Below are 15,118 nucleotides of genomic sequence, written 5' to 3'. Positions count from 1 at the left end.
CAGTGCGGCAAGAGAGTGCGGCAAAAGATAGAGTATCGAAAAACGAGGAAAACGAGGCATGCAACCTGAAGACCTGCAAAAGCTGGTAACCCTTACCATGCCGTACGGCAAATATCAGGGCTGGCTGATTGCCGACCTGCCGGGGCCGTACCTCAACTGGTTTGCCCGAGAAGGGTTTCCGCCAGGCGAGATTGGAAAACTCCTGCACCTGATGCACGAGATCGACCACAATGGACTCAGCGCCTTGCTCGATCCGCTGCGCCGCCCCCGTTAGGCACTACGTGCCGCCAGCGCCTGCGCATACTCCGCTTGATAAGCGCTCTTATGGCGTGAAGGGTCGTTCGGGAAGCGTCCTAGTGCGACTGCCAACTCGAAAAAGCCCGCCGCCGGCATAGCGTCGCCGCGCCTGCTGACGACCAGCGCGGCCACCATCGGTCGGCTTGCCGCCACATCTTCGCGCATCAGTTGCTCGAGTGCTTGCGCGACCCGCTGAATCGTCCGTGGTGGGGCAAGCCCGAGCGCCTGGGCGACCTGCTGGTAGGTCATCGGAAGCCGACTTTCGGGGGCACGTTGCAACAGTTGGTGAATGGCGCGGGCTAACTCGACGGTAGGCATGAAGCTCTCTTCTAAAATGATGAAGCCCCGACTCATAGGGGCAGGTGAAGAATGGCGCGCTTGATTTCCGCCTCACCGAACCACAGCTTGCCCAGGGTAATGGGCAACTTGAAGCGGCGCTTGCCTGCCGCCCCCGGGTTGAACAGAAGCCGCTCGTTCTGCCACTCGTTGCGTGGCTTGTGGGAGTGGGCGTGCAGAATGACGCGGGTACCGGGTGCAGGGTTTGCATCTTCCAGACGGTGCACCAGATGGAGCGGCCAGCCGTTGACGACCAGGTCGTCTGTTTCGGGCATGCTCGCCGCCCAGGCGGCGGTGTCGATATTACCGCGCACTCGCCTGACCGGGGCGATGTCTTCGAGACGCTCGAGAATACGGTGGTCCTCGTCGCGATGCCCGACATCGCCCAGGTGCACGATCAACCCGCAGCCCTCCAGAAGCGCCAGCGCCTCGTCGCGCAGCAGGCCATGGGTGTCGGCGATCACCCCCACGGGGGTATCAAGTTTCATGCGCCTAGCGCAAGAGCGTGTCGATGGGCCGGTCGCCGTTGAGGAGCGTCACCGAGCGATTTTTCAGATCGGGCGTCTTCGCCACATGAACCAGCGCGTAAGCCACATCAGCCCGGGTGATGGACTGGCTGCTTGAGTCCTCCATGGAATCGACAAAGCCGTGGGTCGGCGCCTCGTTGGTCAAGGGGCCAGGCTTGAGAATCACATAGGGGATACCGGCACTTTCCAGATGGCGGTCGGCGGCGAACTTGGCGGCCATGTAAGGACGCATCTTCTCCGGTGCCTCCAGAGGTTGCTCGGCGCGGATAGCGCTGACCATGATATAGCGCGCAAGCCCTTTCGCCTTGGCAATGTCGGCGGTACGGATGGCCCCATAAAGATCGATCAGCAGGGTCTTGTCGGGTCCGGTATGCGGCCCCGACCCGGCCGTAAAGACCACCTCGTCGCAGCCCTCGAACGCATGTTCCATCTCGCCTTCGAGATCACCGATCACTACATCGATACCGCGCTCCTTGAACCAGCCGGCCTGCTCTTGCCTGCGCACCATCGCCTTGATGGCAAGCCCTTGCTCGTGCGCCTGTTCGCAGAACTGCTTGCCGATCTGCCCATTGGCGCCGATCACTAGTGTGGTCATCTTGCCTCCTTGTGGATGCCTGAGTTCGGTGGCTTGTTGATGTGTGAAGGCGCCGCAGGCATAAATCAACCCCTGAAACGCAAGACAGCGAACGCGCCTTGGGCGCGTTCGCTGTCTTTGGCCATCGGGCGAAGGTCAGGCCAATTCGGCCAGTGGCTTGTGCGGTATCCGGGCAGGCGGCGATTCTGGCGTATCGCTTACCCGAAAACGACTGACCAGCGCGTGCATGTCGCCAGCCCGCTCATCAAGTGCCTGACTTGCACTGGAGGCATCCTGTACCAGTCGCGCATTCTGGTGCGTTACCTGATCGAGCTGGGAGATGGCCTGATTGATCTGCTCGATGCCGGTCGATTGCTCCTGGGTTGCGTCGGCAATTTCGGTCACGTAGCGCGTGACGTCACCAAGGCTTTCGATGATGTCCTGCAGATGCGTGCTGGAGGCGTTGACCAGATGCTCGCCTTCGCTGACCTTGGTCACGCTGTCGTCCACCAGATGGCGAATCTGCGCCGCTTCCTCGGCGCTGCGCCCGGCGAGCTTGCGCACCTCCTGGGCAACCACCGCAAATCCACGCCCCTGCTCGCCTGCCCTGGCCGCTTCAACGGACGCATTCAGCGCCAGCAAGTTGGTCTGGAAGGCAATATCGTCAATGGCCTTGATGATGGAGGTAATCTTCTCGCTCGCCTCACGGATATCGCCCATCGCCGCCGTGGTGCGCTTGACCACGTCTCCCGCCGAGCGGGCGCGCTGGTCCACGCTGCTGCTGGCATCCCTTGCCTGGTCGGCATAGTCGGCCGTCTGCTTGACCGTGGAGGTAATCTGCTCGAGGCTCGAAGCGGTTTCGGCCAGAGAGGCGGACTGCTGGTCGGTACGCTGGGAGAGGTTTTCATTGCCGGCAGCGATTTGCCGGCTGCTGGCGGCGATAGCCTCCGCACTTCCCCGAATCTGGGCCACCATGCTCTCGAAGGTGTCCATCATGCGGTTGAATGCCTGCGCGGTCTGTCCTACTTCATCGTCACGCTGGAGCGCAAGCCGCATGGAAAGGTCGGCGTTCTTGCCCGCTGCACCGCTGATTCCTTCCATCTGGCGACGCATGGCCACCAATGGGCCGAGTACGCGCACCAGGGTACGCCAGCCAAACACCGCCAGCAGCGCTATGACGCCAAGCGTCACGCCGATCAGCAAGGTCAACCCCGCCGCCGCCAGGTTTTCGGCCCGATTGACCGCGCTATCCGCTCGTGCAGTGGTATACGCCTCGACGTCATCCAGCGCAGTCTCCATCTGTGTGGCGGCATTCGCCACATTGGTCAGCGCTGTCTGCACCTGTTCGCTCAACTCCAGCTGCTGTTCGCGCAGCATGTAGACCGACATGGGCCCCGTGATCAGTATGTTCTCCAGCTCATTGACCACTTCTCCCAGGGCATTGACCATACGACGCTGATTGACATCGGAATTGGGCGCTTCGTTAATCGCAGCCATCGAATCACGCACCTGGTCAAACTGTGCAGCGATGAACTGCTGGCGCAGCAGTGAGAGCGCGCCGCTATTGGCTGCCTGTACCATCTGATGGCCATACCCTGCCAGCAAGGCCAGTGCCGTGCGTGCGTCTGCGCTGTAGCGGCCGATGTTGGCCCCCTCGACAAACAGTCCATCGAGTATCGTGGTGGGTAGCGTCGTCATCTGATCTTCGCGCCACGCTTCCATGAGCGTCCTTTGCTCGCGCTGATAGCGCTGCTGGTTGAGCACAGAAACGTTGGCAATCTCTTCGGCACTGCTCATGGCGCTGCTGACGAACATTTCCATGTCCTGCAGCTGGGCGGCCATCTGAGCCTTCAGGCCGAGCTCGACCTGACGCACCATCTCAAGCTCCGCATCGCCATCAAGCAGGGCGTTATAGTACTCATCCAGGGTTACCAGCTCGCTGGCGCCCTCGTTTTCCAACTTCTCTCGTGCCTGCAAAAAGCGTTGATTGAGCGTTTCCTGAGACGTGATCTCCTCGAGCATGGCTTCGTTTTCTGCGGCCAGCAATTCGTTATGGCGCTGGCCAAATGCCGCCATGGTCAGCACCAGTTGGCGACTGGCATCCTGCAAGGGAAGCACATCGCCGGTAATGTAGCGTTGGGAGTCAATCAACCGCTGATTGGTGAACCAGCCGGTAGTGGCAAGCGCGATCGCGCCCATCATGGCCATGAGGAAAAGGCTTATGAGCATGGCGCGGATACTTAACGTCTTCTTCATTATTAGCGTTCACTTGTGTCTGGAGGCAAGCAGGTAGTGGCCGCTTTTCTGAAAAAAAGCGGAGGCCTGTAAAGGCATTTTTTATTAAGTGTTCAAGTAATGACTGCCCATTCTCACAGAAGGGCATCAGGATAGTATCGACAGGAGAGGGACAGCTAAAGCGATTTTTTTGACAAAATCTAAATTAGCTACTACTTGCTTAAAAGCGTTTCAGATTGGCAACAGGCCGTTACAAAATGCTCTCGTAAAGCGACAATTCTTCAGACGATGGCCGCTCATGTAGCGCTCCCTGTTTGACTGGCGAGAAGGTAGTATTACCGCATGACGTATCACCCCATGTTGCCTGTACGGAGCGGCCAATGAACATCGTGATTTCAGACGACTACCAAGACTGCGTACGCCACCTGGCAGCGTTTGATCTGCTCAAGGATCACGACGTGACGATCTATAACGATACCTTGACCGATCTGGACGCTCTGGTGGCGCGCCTTGAGCCTGCCGACGCTCTGGTCTTGATTCGTGAACGCACGCCCATCACCGCCGAGCTCCTCGAACGCCTGCCCAACCTGAAGGTAATCAGTCAGACCGGCGGTGGGGCGGCGCATGTGGATCTTGACACCTGCCGCCGTCGGGGCATCACCGTCATGACCGGCCGTGGCTCGCCCTATGCGGCCGCCGAGCTGACCTGGGGACTGATACTGTCGGCGATGCGCCACCTGCCACAGGAGGTCGCCAACCTCAAGGCGGGTGGCTGGCAGCATACGCTCGGCACCGGGCTTAAAGGGCGAATGCTGGGTATTTTCGGCTACGGCCAAATCGGCCGCCTGGTGGCCCGCTACGGCAAGGCGTTTGAAATGGACGTGCTGGTATGGGGCCGCGAAGGGACAAGACAGCGCGCGCTCGAAGACGGCCTGCGCGTCGCACAGAGTCAGGAAGATCTGTTTCAGCAAGCCGATGTGCTCAGCCTGCATCTACGCTTGAATAACGACACTCGAGGTATCGTCACGGCGGATCACCTGGCCTTGATGAAACCCGAGGCGCTTCTGGTCAATACCAGCCGCGCACCGCTGGTGGCGCCGGGGGCGCTTTTCAGTGCCCTTGAGGCGGGCCGCCCCGGCCGGGCGGCGGTCGACGTGTTCGAGCAGGAGCCGGCCGTTGGCGAACCGCTTCTGACCCTGCCCAACTGCGTGGCCACGCCTCACCTGGGCTACGTCGAGAAGGATGGTTACGAGCTCTATTTTGGCGATGCCTTCACCAACCTGATCGCGTTCATCAACGGTGAACCGGTCACAAGCCTTACCACCTGAGGCGTCAGGGGAGCTGCCATGTGCTAGCCTTGTAGCTCACGCGTAACATCGAGGACCGGATGCTCACTATTTCCAGCCATGTAGCCCTGGCCGATTGGGAAATCGACATCAGCCAGATTCGCGCCCAGGGCGCCGGTGGCCAGAACGTCAACAAGGTCGCCTCGGCAGTTCACCTGCGCTTTGATATTCAGCGTTCCACGCTGCCTGCGTTCTACAAGGAACGCTTGATGACGCTCAACGACCAGCGCATCAGCAAGGAGGGCGTGGTGATCATCAAGGCGCAAAGCTACCGTACGCTGGAGCTTAATAAAGAAGATGCCCTGACACGCCTCAAGGAGCTTATCGTCAGCGCCACCCGCCAGCAGAAGGTGCGCCGCCCGACGAAACCGACCAAGGGCTCCCAGCGTCGCCGGGTCGATCACAAGACCCGCAAGGGAAAGATCAAGTCGCTGCGCGGCAAGGTCAGCCCGTCCTAGCCAGGTGCCTGCCTGTGGCTAGAACCAGCCCTTGCGCCGGAACAGCCAGATCAGCATGGCCCCAATGCCGATCATCACGCCCCACACGAAGAAGTAGCCGTAGCGAAAGCCAAGTTCGGGCATGTACTCGAAGTTCATGCCGTAGATACCGGCAATGAAGGTCAATGGCACAAAGATGGCGGTAATCACCGTCAGCACCCGCATGGTGATATTCAACTGGTGCGAAGAGATGGAAATGTAGCCATCCACCAGATCACCGCAGATGTCGTAGTACATCTGGGTCAGCGTATAGAGCCGTTCAAAGCGCTCGGCCACATCGGTGATCGCGTGCAGCGTTTCGCTGTCCTCTCTTGGCAGGTGGTTGTAGTCATAGGCCGTCAACTCCTGGGTAATACCCTTGTGATAGTTGAAGACGCGACGCATCTTGACCAGCCGGGAGCGGTAGGTAGTGATCTTGCGCATCAGTACGTCGTTGCCGTTATCCAGAAGTTCGTCTTCCAGGTCGCTGAGCTCTTCCTCGAACTCCAGCAGGCTGTCGATATAGTAGCCCGCCGAGGTGTACATCACTTTCAACGCGGCATGCTGGGGCGAATGCGCCAGCAGTGCCCGACCGTTTTCGCCAAACAGTCGGTCGATACTCATGGCCACCCCGGCGTGCAGGGTCACCAGAAAGCGCTCGCCGATAAAGAAGCATACCTGCTGGGGGACGAAATTGAGCTTGGCATCAAACGATGAAATGCCGCGATAGATGATCAGCGTATGGTTGTCGAACTCTTCGATCTTGGGCGGATGGCGCTCCTTCTGGGCATCCTGGATGGCCATCGGATGGCACTCGAAGCGCTCGAGCAACTGCTGTATGCGCTCTTCTGACTCTCCCTGCATATCGACCCAGATATGGCTATCCGGCTCTGCCTGCCACAGCTCGAACAGCTGCTCGTCGCCCTCACGGATGCTTCCCTCGGGCGTGGTCAAGATACTGCGAATCATGGTCGTCCCTGTTTCAATGGTGGGCAATTCAATGGTGGGCAATTCAACGGCAGGCTAGATGACACGTACCTGAGCCTTGCCTGCGCGTTTCGCTTCATACATGGCAACGTCGGCACGCTTGATCAGCTCTTGCGCCGTTTCCGGCGCATTGGGCATGTACATGGCAACGCCAATGCTCGTGCTTATGGCAAGCGTGGCCTGCCCCACCACCAGCGGCTGCTCGACGTTGCGGATGATCTTTTCCGCCAACGGCGTGACCGACACCGGTTCAATACCTTCCAGGACCAGAACGAACTCGTCGCCCGCCCACCGCGTCACGAGATCTGTTTCCCGCGCCGAGGCACTCAGGCGCTTGGCCACTTCGCGCAGCAACTCATCGCCTACGCCATGGCCGTAAGTGTCGTTGACCCTCTTGAAGCCATCCAGGTCCATGAACAGTACCGCCAGAGACTTTTGCAGGCGTCGCGCACGTGCCATCGCCTCGGGCAGCCGCTCATCGAGTGCACGCCGATTGGCAAGCTTGGTCAACACGTCTTCGCGGGCTTGCTGATCGCGTATACGCTCCAGCTGCTGGCGCTCACTGATATCGTGCAGAAACAGGCTGCGCCACTGACGGTTAGGCAAGGCAAGTGATTTGCAGCGGATCTCGACGGGCAGCACACCACCATCGCGGCGAGTCGCTTGAGTAGTGACCGGCGCGCTCTCGGCCGCCGCCGGCACGCCTTCAGGCAGCATCAGCGTGCTGACCGGCTTGCCTACCGCTTCATCACGCGTCCAGCCAAACATGGTCGACGCCGCCAGATTCCAGTCCAGCACGCGGTTCTGGGCATCGAGGCTGGCATAGCCATCGTAGGCGGTTTCGATCACCAGTCTCAATTCGTGGGTACGCTGTTCGATCTGCGCTTCAAGGCTATGATGCAGCTTGCTAAGCGCCCGCTGGGAGGCTTCTTTCTCCTTCTGTTCGCAGGTTACCCGCTCGCGAAGCTGGATCTCGTCGGTAACGATATCAGCCAGATCGAGCAGCGCTTTGAAGTCCGCCGTGCTGAGCACACGGGGTCGGGTATCCGCAACACACAGCGTCCCCAGCACCAGCCCGTGGGAGTTTTTCAGTGGGATGCCCGCATAAAAGCGGATGCCTTGAGGCTGGGTAACCAGCGGGTTTTGCGCAAACCGCCAGTCATTGCAGGCATTTTCGACGACCAGCGGCTCGGAACTGGCAACGGGGTAGGCGCAAAAGGCAACCTCCCGCGACATCTGCTGAACGTCGAGCCCCAGGCACGACTTGAACCACTGGCGCTCGGCATCTACCAGTGAAACCGTGGCAACCGGCACCCCCAGCAGCTTCGCCGCCAGCCGGGTGATACGATCAAATACCGGTTCGTTCGGCGTGTCGAGCAGCGCAAGCTCATAGAGCGCTGCCAGACGCGCCTTTTCGTCACGCGGTATGGGGTAACTCATTGACTATTCCACACTAGCATCGGTTAATTCTATTTATCATAGCGTTAAACCGTCTTTACTGCGTCATGCCGTCCAAGCAATGCGATCAAGAGACTGACACTCGTAGAGGCGAGCAGTGCCCCCAGAAACGGCCCCAACGTGGGAACGCCACCAGGAAAGCTTGCGCCAACAACCCCGGCAAGCAGGCTGGCGTGAGCAATCCAGCCGGGAAGGATGGCCCCCACCAGGCCCGCCAGGCCACCGGCAACGGCCGCTAGAGGTGTCATGCGCGCCCACAGGCCGAGCAGTACCGGCACGATAGTGGCGGCACACAGCAAATCGGCTATCAGAAATAGCCGCAGTACCGATACCCCCTGCAAAGCGACGGCTACCACCGGCACCATCAGCGCTACGGTCATCCAGCGTGCCCAGGCAATGGAGCACTTTGCATCGGCGCGGCGTGAGGAGAGCAGAGACGCGATACCGCTTTGCAGTGTATCCACACTCGAGGCTACCAGCGTGACGGCAAGCACCAAGGCCGCGATGCCTATCCAGGCAGGTGCAATGCTCAACAGGGCAAAAAACGGCATGGGCGGCTCGCCCAGGCCCACGCCGCTGGCGGCTGCCAGCATGCCCAGACTGCCAATCAGCATGATGATGATCACGGTGACCACACCACCCAGCCAGGCACCGTGCCCCAGACTTCGATCATCCTGCGCCGCCCATACCCGCTGCCAGTATCCCTGATGAAACAGGTTGGCCGCGGTAACGGCAATGATCAGGGTAAGCGCCACGCTTGACGCACTGAAGGCAGAAACCGATGGTAGCGCCGACGGCTCGGGCAGCGCAGGGAGATGCCTGAGTGTAACGCCCACCACGGCCACTAGAAGTGCAAGCAGGAGCCACGCCTGCCAGCGGTCGGTGGCAAGGCTTGCTCGAAGGCCACCGCGTACCGTGTAAAGCAGCGTGGTCAAGGTCACACCGATGATTACCCAGCCAGGCGGCACGTCGGAAAGCAGCGCGGTAATCGCACCAATGGCGGTCAGCTCGGCGGCCAGAAAGCACGCCATATAGGCCACCGATACCAGCGTTACCCAGTGGCGTACGCCACGCCCGTAACAGGCCTCGGCAAATTCAGCGATGCTGCGCCCGTCGGGCAGCGCCCGGCGAATCACCGGCCCGTAAAGCCCCAGCACCACCAGCGGCAGCGCAGAGCCCAACGCGTAACCGGCAAGCGCCACGGGGCCTATGAAGGCACCAATTTCGGGCGGAGCAAACAGGATCCACGCCCCCATGCCGGATGCAACGAACGAGAGTCCAAGCGAGGTGCCGGTTTGCGAGTTGCGCGCGGTCACGTAATCATCCAGCGACCCGGTTCGCCCGCGGGCACTCAGGCCCAGAAAAGCAAAACAGCAAAGTGCCGCGCCCAGCACGGCTGACGTCAGGTATGGCATGTCGCACTTCCTCCGCCGGTATTAACCGGATCAGGTTCCAGGGTCTGCAGAGTGCATTCTCAGCCACGTACGTGGCTCCCCTGGCGACAGTTGAGTGGAGGAGTATCCTGATTCAAAAACGCCGTGCCGTCAAAGCACTTGGCACAAGATCACACCTGGCACGAACAGTCTGAAGGTGTTACGGACACGCCCCGGCCTATACCTTGAATAAACCTGTTGAAGTTCGTCTACTTCTGCTATCCATTATCCGTAACCTTGCATAAACTAATAACAGTTTGCAGCAACCATATAACAGCGGCACCGGGCGAGCGAAAGCCTCTGGCGTGTCAAGCACGCTCACCACGCCATGAGCGCCACGCCTATGCGCGGCTCGTTTACAGGAAACTCGTCATGTCATACACCGAGGCCAAGGAGCATACTCGAGGCCGGCTGAACGCACTTTTCGCTGACCCTTATCGCGCCTTTGAAAACGATACCGAAGAGCGCCTGCTGCATCTTCACGTGATGCTCTACATGTTACTGGCGCGCCCCATGGCGCGCGGCCATGTAACGCTCAGGGTCATTCACGGATGGGAAAACGGCGGTTTCGCGCCGGAGGACCTTCATCACGTCGACTACCCGCTGAACACGCTTGAGGATTTCAAGCGCGCGGCGATCGATTTCGAGCAGGCGGCCAAGCGCAATGCACCGCTGCCCGCGGAAAATTCCGCCATCCTGGCCACGCCGCTAGCCAATGCGATTGCCGATGCTCAGGCCGAGGGGCAGGAGCTGATCGAAGATATTCAAACCATGCCCGCACGCTGGCCGGCATTTGAAGGCGGGCTTGCGCTTTATACCCTGTTCAAGATGTACCACCGTCTGGTATACGGCGAGGATGATGTCTACCGCTGCTCCCAGTGCCAAACGCCGCACGGGCTGCGCGAGATTCATGAATTCCATGTCGAAGAGGGGGAGTTCGCGCTGCTGGTGCCGCCAACCCAGCAAGAGGATAGGCAAGCATCGCCTTCGCTGCTGGTACTGCACGAAAGTCAGCTCCGGCCGCTTGAAAGGTTGCTTGAAGAGAGCGTCAGCCTGCTCAGGGACTTCTAATCGATGCAGAACATTCAGCCACCCGCCCTCTCGGGTGGCTGATCGGTCACCTAGCTCAGCGAAATAGTGCTATTGATACCGCTCGATACATTTTCCGGCTCGAACCAGCGGGCAGTGACCGTCTTGGTCTGGGTCCAGAACGCAATGGCCTGCTTGCCGTTGGGCCCCAGATCGCCAAGCTTGGAGCCTCGCGAACCGGTAAAGCTGAAATAGGCTACCGGCACCGGGATCGGCACATTGATACCCACCTGTCCCACATCAATATCGGTTTCGAAACGGCGTGCTATCCAGCCCGAGCTGGTAAAGATCGACGTACCGTTGCCGTTGGGGTTTTCGTTGATGAAGGCAATCGCCTCGTCCAGCGTCTCGACATTGACCACACACAACACCGGGCCGAATATCTCTTCCCGATAAATGCTCATGTTCGCACGCACGTCGGTAAACAGCGTAGGGCCAACGAAATTGCCCTCCGGGTAACCTTCGATGTGGCAGTGGCGCCCATCCACCTTGAGCGTGGCCCCCTCCTTCTCGCCGGCATCGATCAGACGCACAACGCGATCCCTTGCCGCAGGTGATACCAGCGGCCCCAGATCGGCGTCTTCCTGCGTGCCGGGCCCCACTTTCATGTTGCGTGCGCCTTCTACAATATCGTCGATCCACTGGCGCGCCTCACCCACCAGCACTACCACCGAGTTGGCCATGCAGCGCTGCCCGGCGGCCCCAAAAGCCGAACCGAGAAGGCTGTTGATGGCCTGGCTGCGGTTGGCATCGGGCATTACCACGCAGTGATTCTTCGCCCCCATCATCGCCTGCATGCGCTTGCCTGCGGCAGCAGCCCGCTTGTACAGAAGCGACCCGACATGGCTCGAGCCGATGAACGACAGCGCCTTGATGGTGGGATGATCGGCTATCTGGTTGGCCACCTCCGGCCCGCCGTGCACGACGTTGAGCACACCGGCCGGTACGCCCGCTTCATGGGCCAGTTCCACCAGGCGCATGGTCGAACTCGGGTCCTGCTCAGACGGCTTGAGCACGAAGGTATTGCCCGTGGCAATGGCCAGCGGAAACATGAAGCATGGCAGCATGATGGGGAAATTGAACGCGGTAATACCCGCCCCCACGCCCAGCGGTTGATGCAAGGTATAAACATCCACCTCGCTTGCCGCGTTCTCGGCCACTTCGCCCAGTTGAAGCGAGGTAATCGAGCAGGCGTGCTCCACGACCTCAAGGCCGCGGCCCACCTCGCCCCTGGCATCCGGCAGCGTCTTGCCGTGCTCTTCGGTGATCAGGATGGCAAGCGCCTCGGAGTTGTCCCGAATCAGGGCCTGCAGCTTGAGCATGATACGCATGCGCTTGCCCTGAGGTACCTTGCGCCACTCCTTGAAGGCCTGCTGAGCGCTGGCGATGGCGCGCTCCACTTCTTCAGCGGTACAAAAGGGAACCCGGGCCACCACTTCCTGCGTAGCCGGATTGACCACATCTCGCCACTCCTGGCTCTGGGAAGTGACGGCCTGTCCATCGATGATCATGGGAATTTCGCGAACGGCCATTACGCTGCTCCTGTCGATGACGGTGGTTGTTATTGGGGTGTTATCGATAACGTCGTGAAGGCGTCAACAGGGTATATCAGCTAGTTGACGTAAACGTCAATTGGCGATTCCGGGCAATAGCAATGGCGCTTTGCAGTGCCATACATCAAGATGCCTTGGCACGACCGATAGTGACAGCATGGCGCCGCCAGTTGAAGGAGCGCCTCTTGTATCGAATCACAGCAGGAAGCACGCATGTTTCAGGTGGATCAACTCATATTGATGGCAGCCATTCTGCTGCTGGTCGGAATCATGTCGAGCAAGCTCTCGGCACGGTTGGGCATGCCGGTACTGGTGTTATTTCTGGGCACCGGCATGCTCGCCGGTGAAGCCGGCATCGGCGGCATCGACTTTGACAACCCCGTCCTGGCTCACGCGCTGGGCACCATGGCGCTGGCCATGATCCTGTTCGATGGCGGACTGCAGACGCCAACGTCCTCCATTCGCATGGTCTGGAAGCCCGCCTCGCTGCTGGCCACGCTCGGCGTTCTGGTCACGTCGCTGATTACCGGCGTGGCGGCCGCGTATATCCTCGACCTGCCGCTGCTCGACGGCCTGCTGCTGGGCGCCATTGTCGGCTCGACCGATGCCGCGGCAGTGTTTTCGCTGCTGCGCAATGCCGGTATCCATATCAACCGGCGGCTCAAGGCAACGCTTGAAATCGAGAGCGCCTCGAACGACCCCATGGCGATATTCCTGACCATTGGCCTCCTGGAAGTACTGGTCAACGACATGCCGCTCGGGGCGGGGCTCTTGAAGCTCTTCATCCTGCAGATTGGCGTGGGGGGCGCAGTGGGCCTGCTGGTCGGCTGGTCATCGGTACAGCTGATCAACCGTATTCAACTGGTCACCTCTGGCCTTTACCCGGTCATGGTGGCCGCCTGCGGCCTGTTCGCCTTCGGTGTGGCCGCCAACCTGGGCGGCAGCGGGTTTCTGGCCATCTTCGTGGCGGGCGTGATGATCGGCAACCGCCCAATCGCCTTTCAGCGCAGCACCTTTCTGTTTCACGATGGCCTGGCGTGGATGAGCCAGATCGTCATGTTCGTGGTGCTCGGCCTGCTGATCAACCCTGTATCGCTGCTGGACGTATGGCGTGAAGGGCTGGTTATCGCCGCGATTCTGGTGCTTGTCGCGCGGCCGGTGGCCGTGATACCCATTCTCAAGCTGTTCGGATTCAACCTGCGCGAAACCAGCCTGGTCGCCTGGGTCGGGCTACGCGGCTCGGTGCCCATCATTCTGGCCATCTTCCCGCTGATCTTTGGCCTTGAAGGCGCCGAACTTCTGTTCAACGTGGTGTTCTTCGTGGTGCTGATCTCGGCCACGCTGCAGGGCACTACCCTGCCCTACGTAGCGCGCAAGCTGGGGTTGACCGAACCGCCACCGGAACTGCCTGCCGCCAGCCTGGAAATTACCGCGCTTGAAGATGTCGATGCCGATATCGTGGAATATAGGCTGGGTGATGTCGCCCGCGCGGCCAACCGGCGGATTTCACAGATTGCTCTGCCCGATGGGGCCGTGATCGCCATGGTGACACGCGGCAAGGACGTGATACCGCCGCGCGGCTCCACCGTACTGCTGCCGGGCGATCATCTGTTTGTGGTGCTGCGCCCGGATACACGCCCCTTCGTCGATTGCGTGTTTGCCGAAAGCGACGCCCACGATGGGCATGACTTTCCTGACAAGACCCTGTATCTGAAAGGCAGCACCTGCGTGGGCGAAGTGCGCCACTCCTATGGCGTAGCGCTGGATAACGACATGAGCCTTACTCTGGATGCACTTTTGCAAGACCGGCTGGGCACAAGCTTGAGCGAAGGCGATGCGCTCTTGTTGGGTAACGTGAAACTATCGGTCGAGGGGGTGCTGGATGGGCGCATCACCACGGCAGGGCTTGCAGTCATGCAGCCCGCCTACTCGCGTGAAACGGCCATGAGCTAGCCTGCCAAGCGGCCGCGCATGGTAGCGCGGCCGCCGCCCCGGCAGAGCGTAAGGGTGGGTATCAGGCGGCTTCGTAGGCGGCTTTCAGACGGTAGAACTCGTCCACGATGGCGGCCATTTCGGCAGAATCGTAGTGGCAAAGGCCGCTTACCACCAGCTTCTTGGAGCCAACGCCCACGGCGTTGCCCGCGGACTCGATCGAGAACTCCAGCAAGGCGTCGGCGCGCTTGCCCTGCACGTCAAGCGATGAGCGGGTCAAGGCGAGGTCGGGGGTAAAGCCATCCAGGCGTTCCAGCGAAAAGCCCATGCTGTCATAGATGACCAGCGGGCGTTTCGGGTTGAACATCACCCCATGCTCTTCCATCAGCGGCTTGAGATAGTGAGGAAAGTTCTTGCCGGAAAACGCCACATAGCAGCGCGCGAAGGCTTCGATGGCAGTCTGGTCAAAGGTCGTTTCGCCACTGCGCACCACCTGCAGGTAACATTTTCCGCTCTCATCGCATACGTGCAGTTCGCCATTGTCTGCTTCACTGAAGCACAGCGGCGTATCAGCACTTACCATATTGGTGAAGCGAAATTCCATTTGTCGCGACAGCCCGAACTTCACCAGTATCAGCGTGAACAGCAAGTCACCCGGCACGCAGAAACGCCGCGCATCGGGGTTGTGAATCGGGTTGTAATCGCCGGCCACGCCTTTGGCGAAACGGCTGGCCTGCTCTGCGGAGATGACCACGTACTCTCCGCGCTGCGCGTAAAAATCCTTGAACATGGCGTTAGCTGCCTGCCTAGCGTTGAAATCGAAAACCCATAACTACCCAACGTCGCGCATAATGCCATAAAACACGCGCCAACAG

The 15,118-nt window shown here is 60.1% G+C and carries 14 protein-coding genes and 1 riboswitch; of the genes, 5 read left to right on the top strand and 9 right to left on the bottom strand.

Annotated features, from left to right (window positions below):
• Positions 1-58: 58 nt before the first annotated feature.
• Positions 59-274, top strand: a complete 216-nt coding sequence (locus tag HW452_RS01875) for a DUF3820 family protein (RefSeq protein ID WP_224104407.1) — start codon at positions 59-61, stop codon at positions 272-274.
• On the opposite strand, the gene HW452_RS01870 is transcribed toward HW452_RS01875, so the two are convergent.
• From HW452_RS01870 to HW452_RS01855, 4 genes are all read right to left on the bottom strand, one after another.
• Positions 271-615, bottom strand: coding sequence for a hypothetical protein (locus HW452_RS01870; RefSeq protein WP_224104406.1), 345 nt, complete (start codon positions 613-615; stop codon positions 271-273). The genes HW452_RS01875 and HW452_RS01870 overlap by 4 nt on opposite strands.
• A 32-nt stretch (positions 616-647) precedes the next feature.
• Positions 648-1,121, bottom strand: a complete 474-nt coding sequence (locus HW452_RS01865; protein WP_224104405.1) for a metallophosphoesterase family protein — start codon at positions 1,119-1,121, stop codon at positions 648-650.
• Between the two features lie 4 nt (positions 1,122-1,125).
• Positions 1,126-1,755 carry an SDR family oxidoreductase gene (locus HW452_RS01860; RefSeq protein WP_224104404.1) on the bottom strand — a complete coding sequence of 210 codons (630 nt, stop codon included), beginning with the start codon at positions 1,753-1,755 and terminating at the stop codon, positions 1,126-1,128.
• 135 nt (positions 1,756-1,890) lie between these two features.
• Complete coding sequence (locus HW452_RS01855) at positions 1,891-3,990, bottom strand: methyl-accepting chemotaxis protein (RefSeq protein ID WP_224104403.1); 2,100 nt, start codon at positions 3,988-3,990, stop codon at positions 1,891-1,893.
• Between the two features lie 359 nt (positions 3,991-4,349).
• Here HW452_RS01855 and HW452_RS01850 point away from each other — a divergent pair, with 359 nt between their 5' ends.
• On the top strand, positions 4,350-5,297 hold the full coding sequence (locus HW452_RS01850; RefSeq protein WP_224104402.1) for a D-2-hydroxyacid dehydrogenase family protein: 948 nt from the start codon (positions 4,350-4,352) through the stop codon (positions 5,295-5,297).
• Between the two features lie 59 nt (positions 5,298-5,356).
• On the top strand, positions 5,357-5,773 hold the full coding sequence (gene arfB / locus HW452_RS01845; RefSeq protein ID WP_224104401.1) for an alternative ribosome rescue aminoacyl-tRNA hydrolase ArfB: 417 nt from the start codon (positions 5,357-5,359) through the stop codon (positions 5,771-5,773).
• An 18-nt stretch (positions 5,774-5,791) separates the two neighbouring features.
• Here the strand turns inward: arfB and corA are convergent, their stop codons facing one another.
• The 3 genes from corA to HW452_RS01830 all read right to left on the bottom strand — a co-directional run bounded on the left by corA (position 5,792) and on the right by HW452_RS01830 (position 9,651).
• Positions 5,792-6,760: a magnesium/cobalt transporter CorA gene (gene corA / locus HW452_RS01840; protein ID WP_224104400.1), complete on the bottom strand. Its 969-nt coding sequence runs from the start codon at positions 6,758-6,760 to the stop codon at positions 5,792-5,794.
• 54 nt (positions 6,761-6,814) lie between these two features.
• The gene (locus tag HW452_RS01835) at positions 6,815-8,218 is read right to left on the bottom strand and encodes a diguanylate cyclase domain-containing protein (protein ID WP_224104399.1); all 1,404 of its coding nucleotides are present in this window, start codon (positions 8,216-8,218) and stop codon (positions 6,815-6,817) included.
• Positions 8,219-8,262: 44 nt separating this feature from the next.
• On the bottom strand, positions 8,263-9,651 hold the full coding sequence (locus HW452_RS01830) for a sodium:solute symporter (protein ID WP_224104398.1): 1,389 nt from the start codon (positions 9,649-9,651) through the stop codon (positions 8,263-8,265).
• Positions 9,641-9,743, bottom strand: a riboswitch (TPP riboswitch). It overlaps the preceding gene by 11 nt.
• A gap of 298 nt (positions 9,744-10,041) precedes the next feature.
• On the opposite strand from HW452_RS01830, the gene HW452_RS01825 reads away from it, so the two are divergent.
• Complete coding sequence (locus HW452_RS01825) at positions 10,042-10,740, top strand: hypothetical protein (RefSeq protein ID WP_224104397.1); 699 nt, start codon at positions 10,042-10,044, stop codon at positions 10,738-10,740.
• A gap of 50 nt (positions 10,741-10,790) precedes the next feature.
• Here the strand turns inward: HW452_RS01825 and HW452_RS01820 are convergent, their stop codons facing one another.
• A complete protein-coding gene (locus HW452_RS01820) occupies positions 10,791-12,290 on the bottom strand; it encodes a CoA-acylating methylmalonate-semialdehyde dehydrogenase (protein ID WP_224104396.1) in 1,500 nt (499 codons plus the stop codon).
• A gap of 234 nt (positions 12,291-12,524) precedes the next feature.
• On the opposite strand from HW452_RS01820, the gene HW452_RS01815 reads away from it, so the two are divergent.
• Positions 12,525-14,264: a potassium/proton antiporter gene (locus HW452_RS01815; RefSeq protein ID WP_224104395.1), complete on the top strand. Its 1,740-nt coding sequence runs from the start codon at positions 12,525-12,527 to the stop codon at positions 14,262-14,264.
• Positions 14,265-14,325: 61 nt separating this feature from the next.
• Here HW452_RS01815 and HW452_RS01810 read toward each other — a convergent pair whose 3' ends face one another.
• The gene (locus tag HW452_RS01810) at positions 14,326-15,033 is read right to left on the bottom strand and encodes a DUF3581 family protein (RefSeq protein ID WP_224104394.1); all 708 of its coding nucleotides are present in this window, start codon (positions 15,031-15,033) and stop codon (positions 14,326-14,328) included.
• Between the last annotated feature and the right edge of the window lie 85 nt (positions 15,034-15,118).

The organism is Vreelandella aquamarina, assembly GCF_020075495.1.
GTDB lineage: Bacteria > Pseudomonadota > Gammaproteobacteria > Pseudomonadales > Halomonadaceae > Vreelandella > Vreelandella aquamarina_A.
The sequence above is the reverse complement of the archived record's forward strand: the minus strand, read 5'-3'. Positions and strand labels throughout refer to the sequence as shown.

Bases quoted from the DNA above. Each gene is read 5' to 3' on its own strand.
- HW452_RS01830 (WP_224104398.1), bottom strand. From the start codon at position 9,651: ATGCCATACCTGACGTCAGCCGTGCTGGGCGCGGCACTTTGCTGTTTT.
- HW452_RS01825 (WP_224104397.1), top strand. From the start codon at position 10,042: ATGTCATACACCGAGGCCAAGGAGCATACTCGAGGCCGGCTGAACGCA.
- HW452_RS01865 (WP_224104405.1), bottom strand. From the start codon at position 1,121: ATGAAACTTGATACCCCCGTGGGGGTGATCGCCGACACCCATGGCCTG.
- HW452_RS01835 (WP_224104399.1), bottom strand. From the start codon at position 8,218: ATGAGTTACCCCATACCGCGTGACGAAAAGGCGCGTCTGGCAGCGCTC.
- HW452_RS01820 (WP_224104396.1), bottom strand. From the start codon at position 12,290: ATGGCCGTTCGCGAAATTCCCATGATCATCGATGGACAGGCCGTCACT.
- HW452_RS01875 (WP_224104407.1), top strand. From the start codon at position 59: ATGCAACCTGAAGACCTGCAAAAGCTGGTAACCCTTACCATGCCGTAC.
- HW452_RS01810 (WP_224104394.1), bottom strand. From the start codon at position 15,033: ATGTTCAAGGATTTTTACGCGCAGCGCGGAGAGTACGTGGTCATCTCC.
- HW452_RS01815 (WP_224104395.1), top strand. From the start codon at position 12,525: ATGTTTCAGGTGGATCAACTCATATTGATGGCAGCCATTCTGCTGCTG.
- HW452_RS01870 (WP_224104406.1), bottom strand. From the start codon at position 615: ATGCCTACCGTCGAGTTAGCCCGCGCCATTCACCAACTGTTGCAACGT.
- arfB (WP_224104401.1), top strand. From the start codon at position 5,357: ATGCTCACTATTTCCAGCCATGTAGCCCTGGCCGATTGGGAAATCGAC.
- HW452_RS01855 (WP_224104403.1), bottom strand. From the start codon at position 3,990: ATGAAGAAGACGTTAAGTATCCGCGCCATGCTCATAAGCCTTTTCCTC.
- HW452_RS01860 (WP_224104404.1), bottom strand. From the start codon at position 1,755: ATGACCACACTAGTGATCGGCGCCAATGGGCAGATCGGCAAGCAGTTC.
- corA (WP_224104400.1), bottom strand. From the start codon at position 6,760: ATGATTCGCAGTATCTTGACCACGCCCGAGGGAAGCATCCGTGAGGGC.
- HW452_RS01850 (WP_224104402.1), top strand. From the start codon at position 4,350: ATGAACATCGTGATTTCAGACGACTACCAAGACTGCGTACGCCACCTG.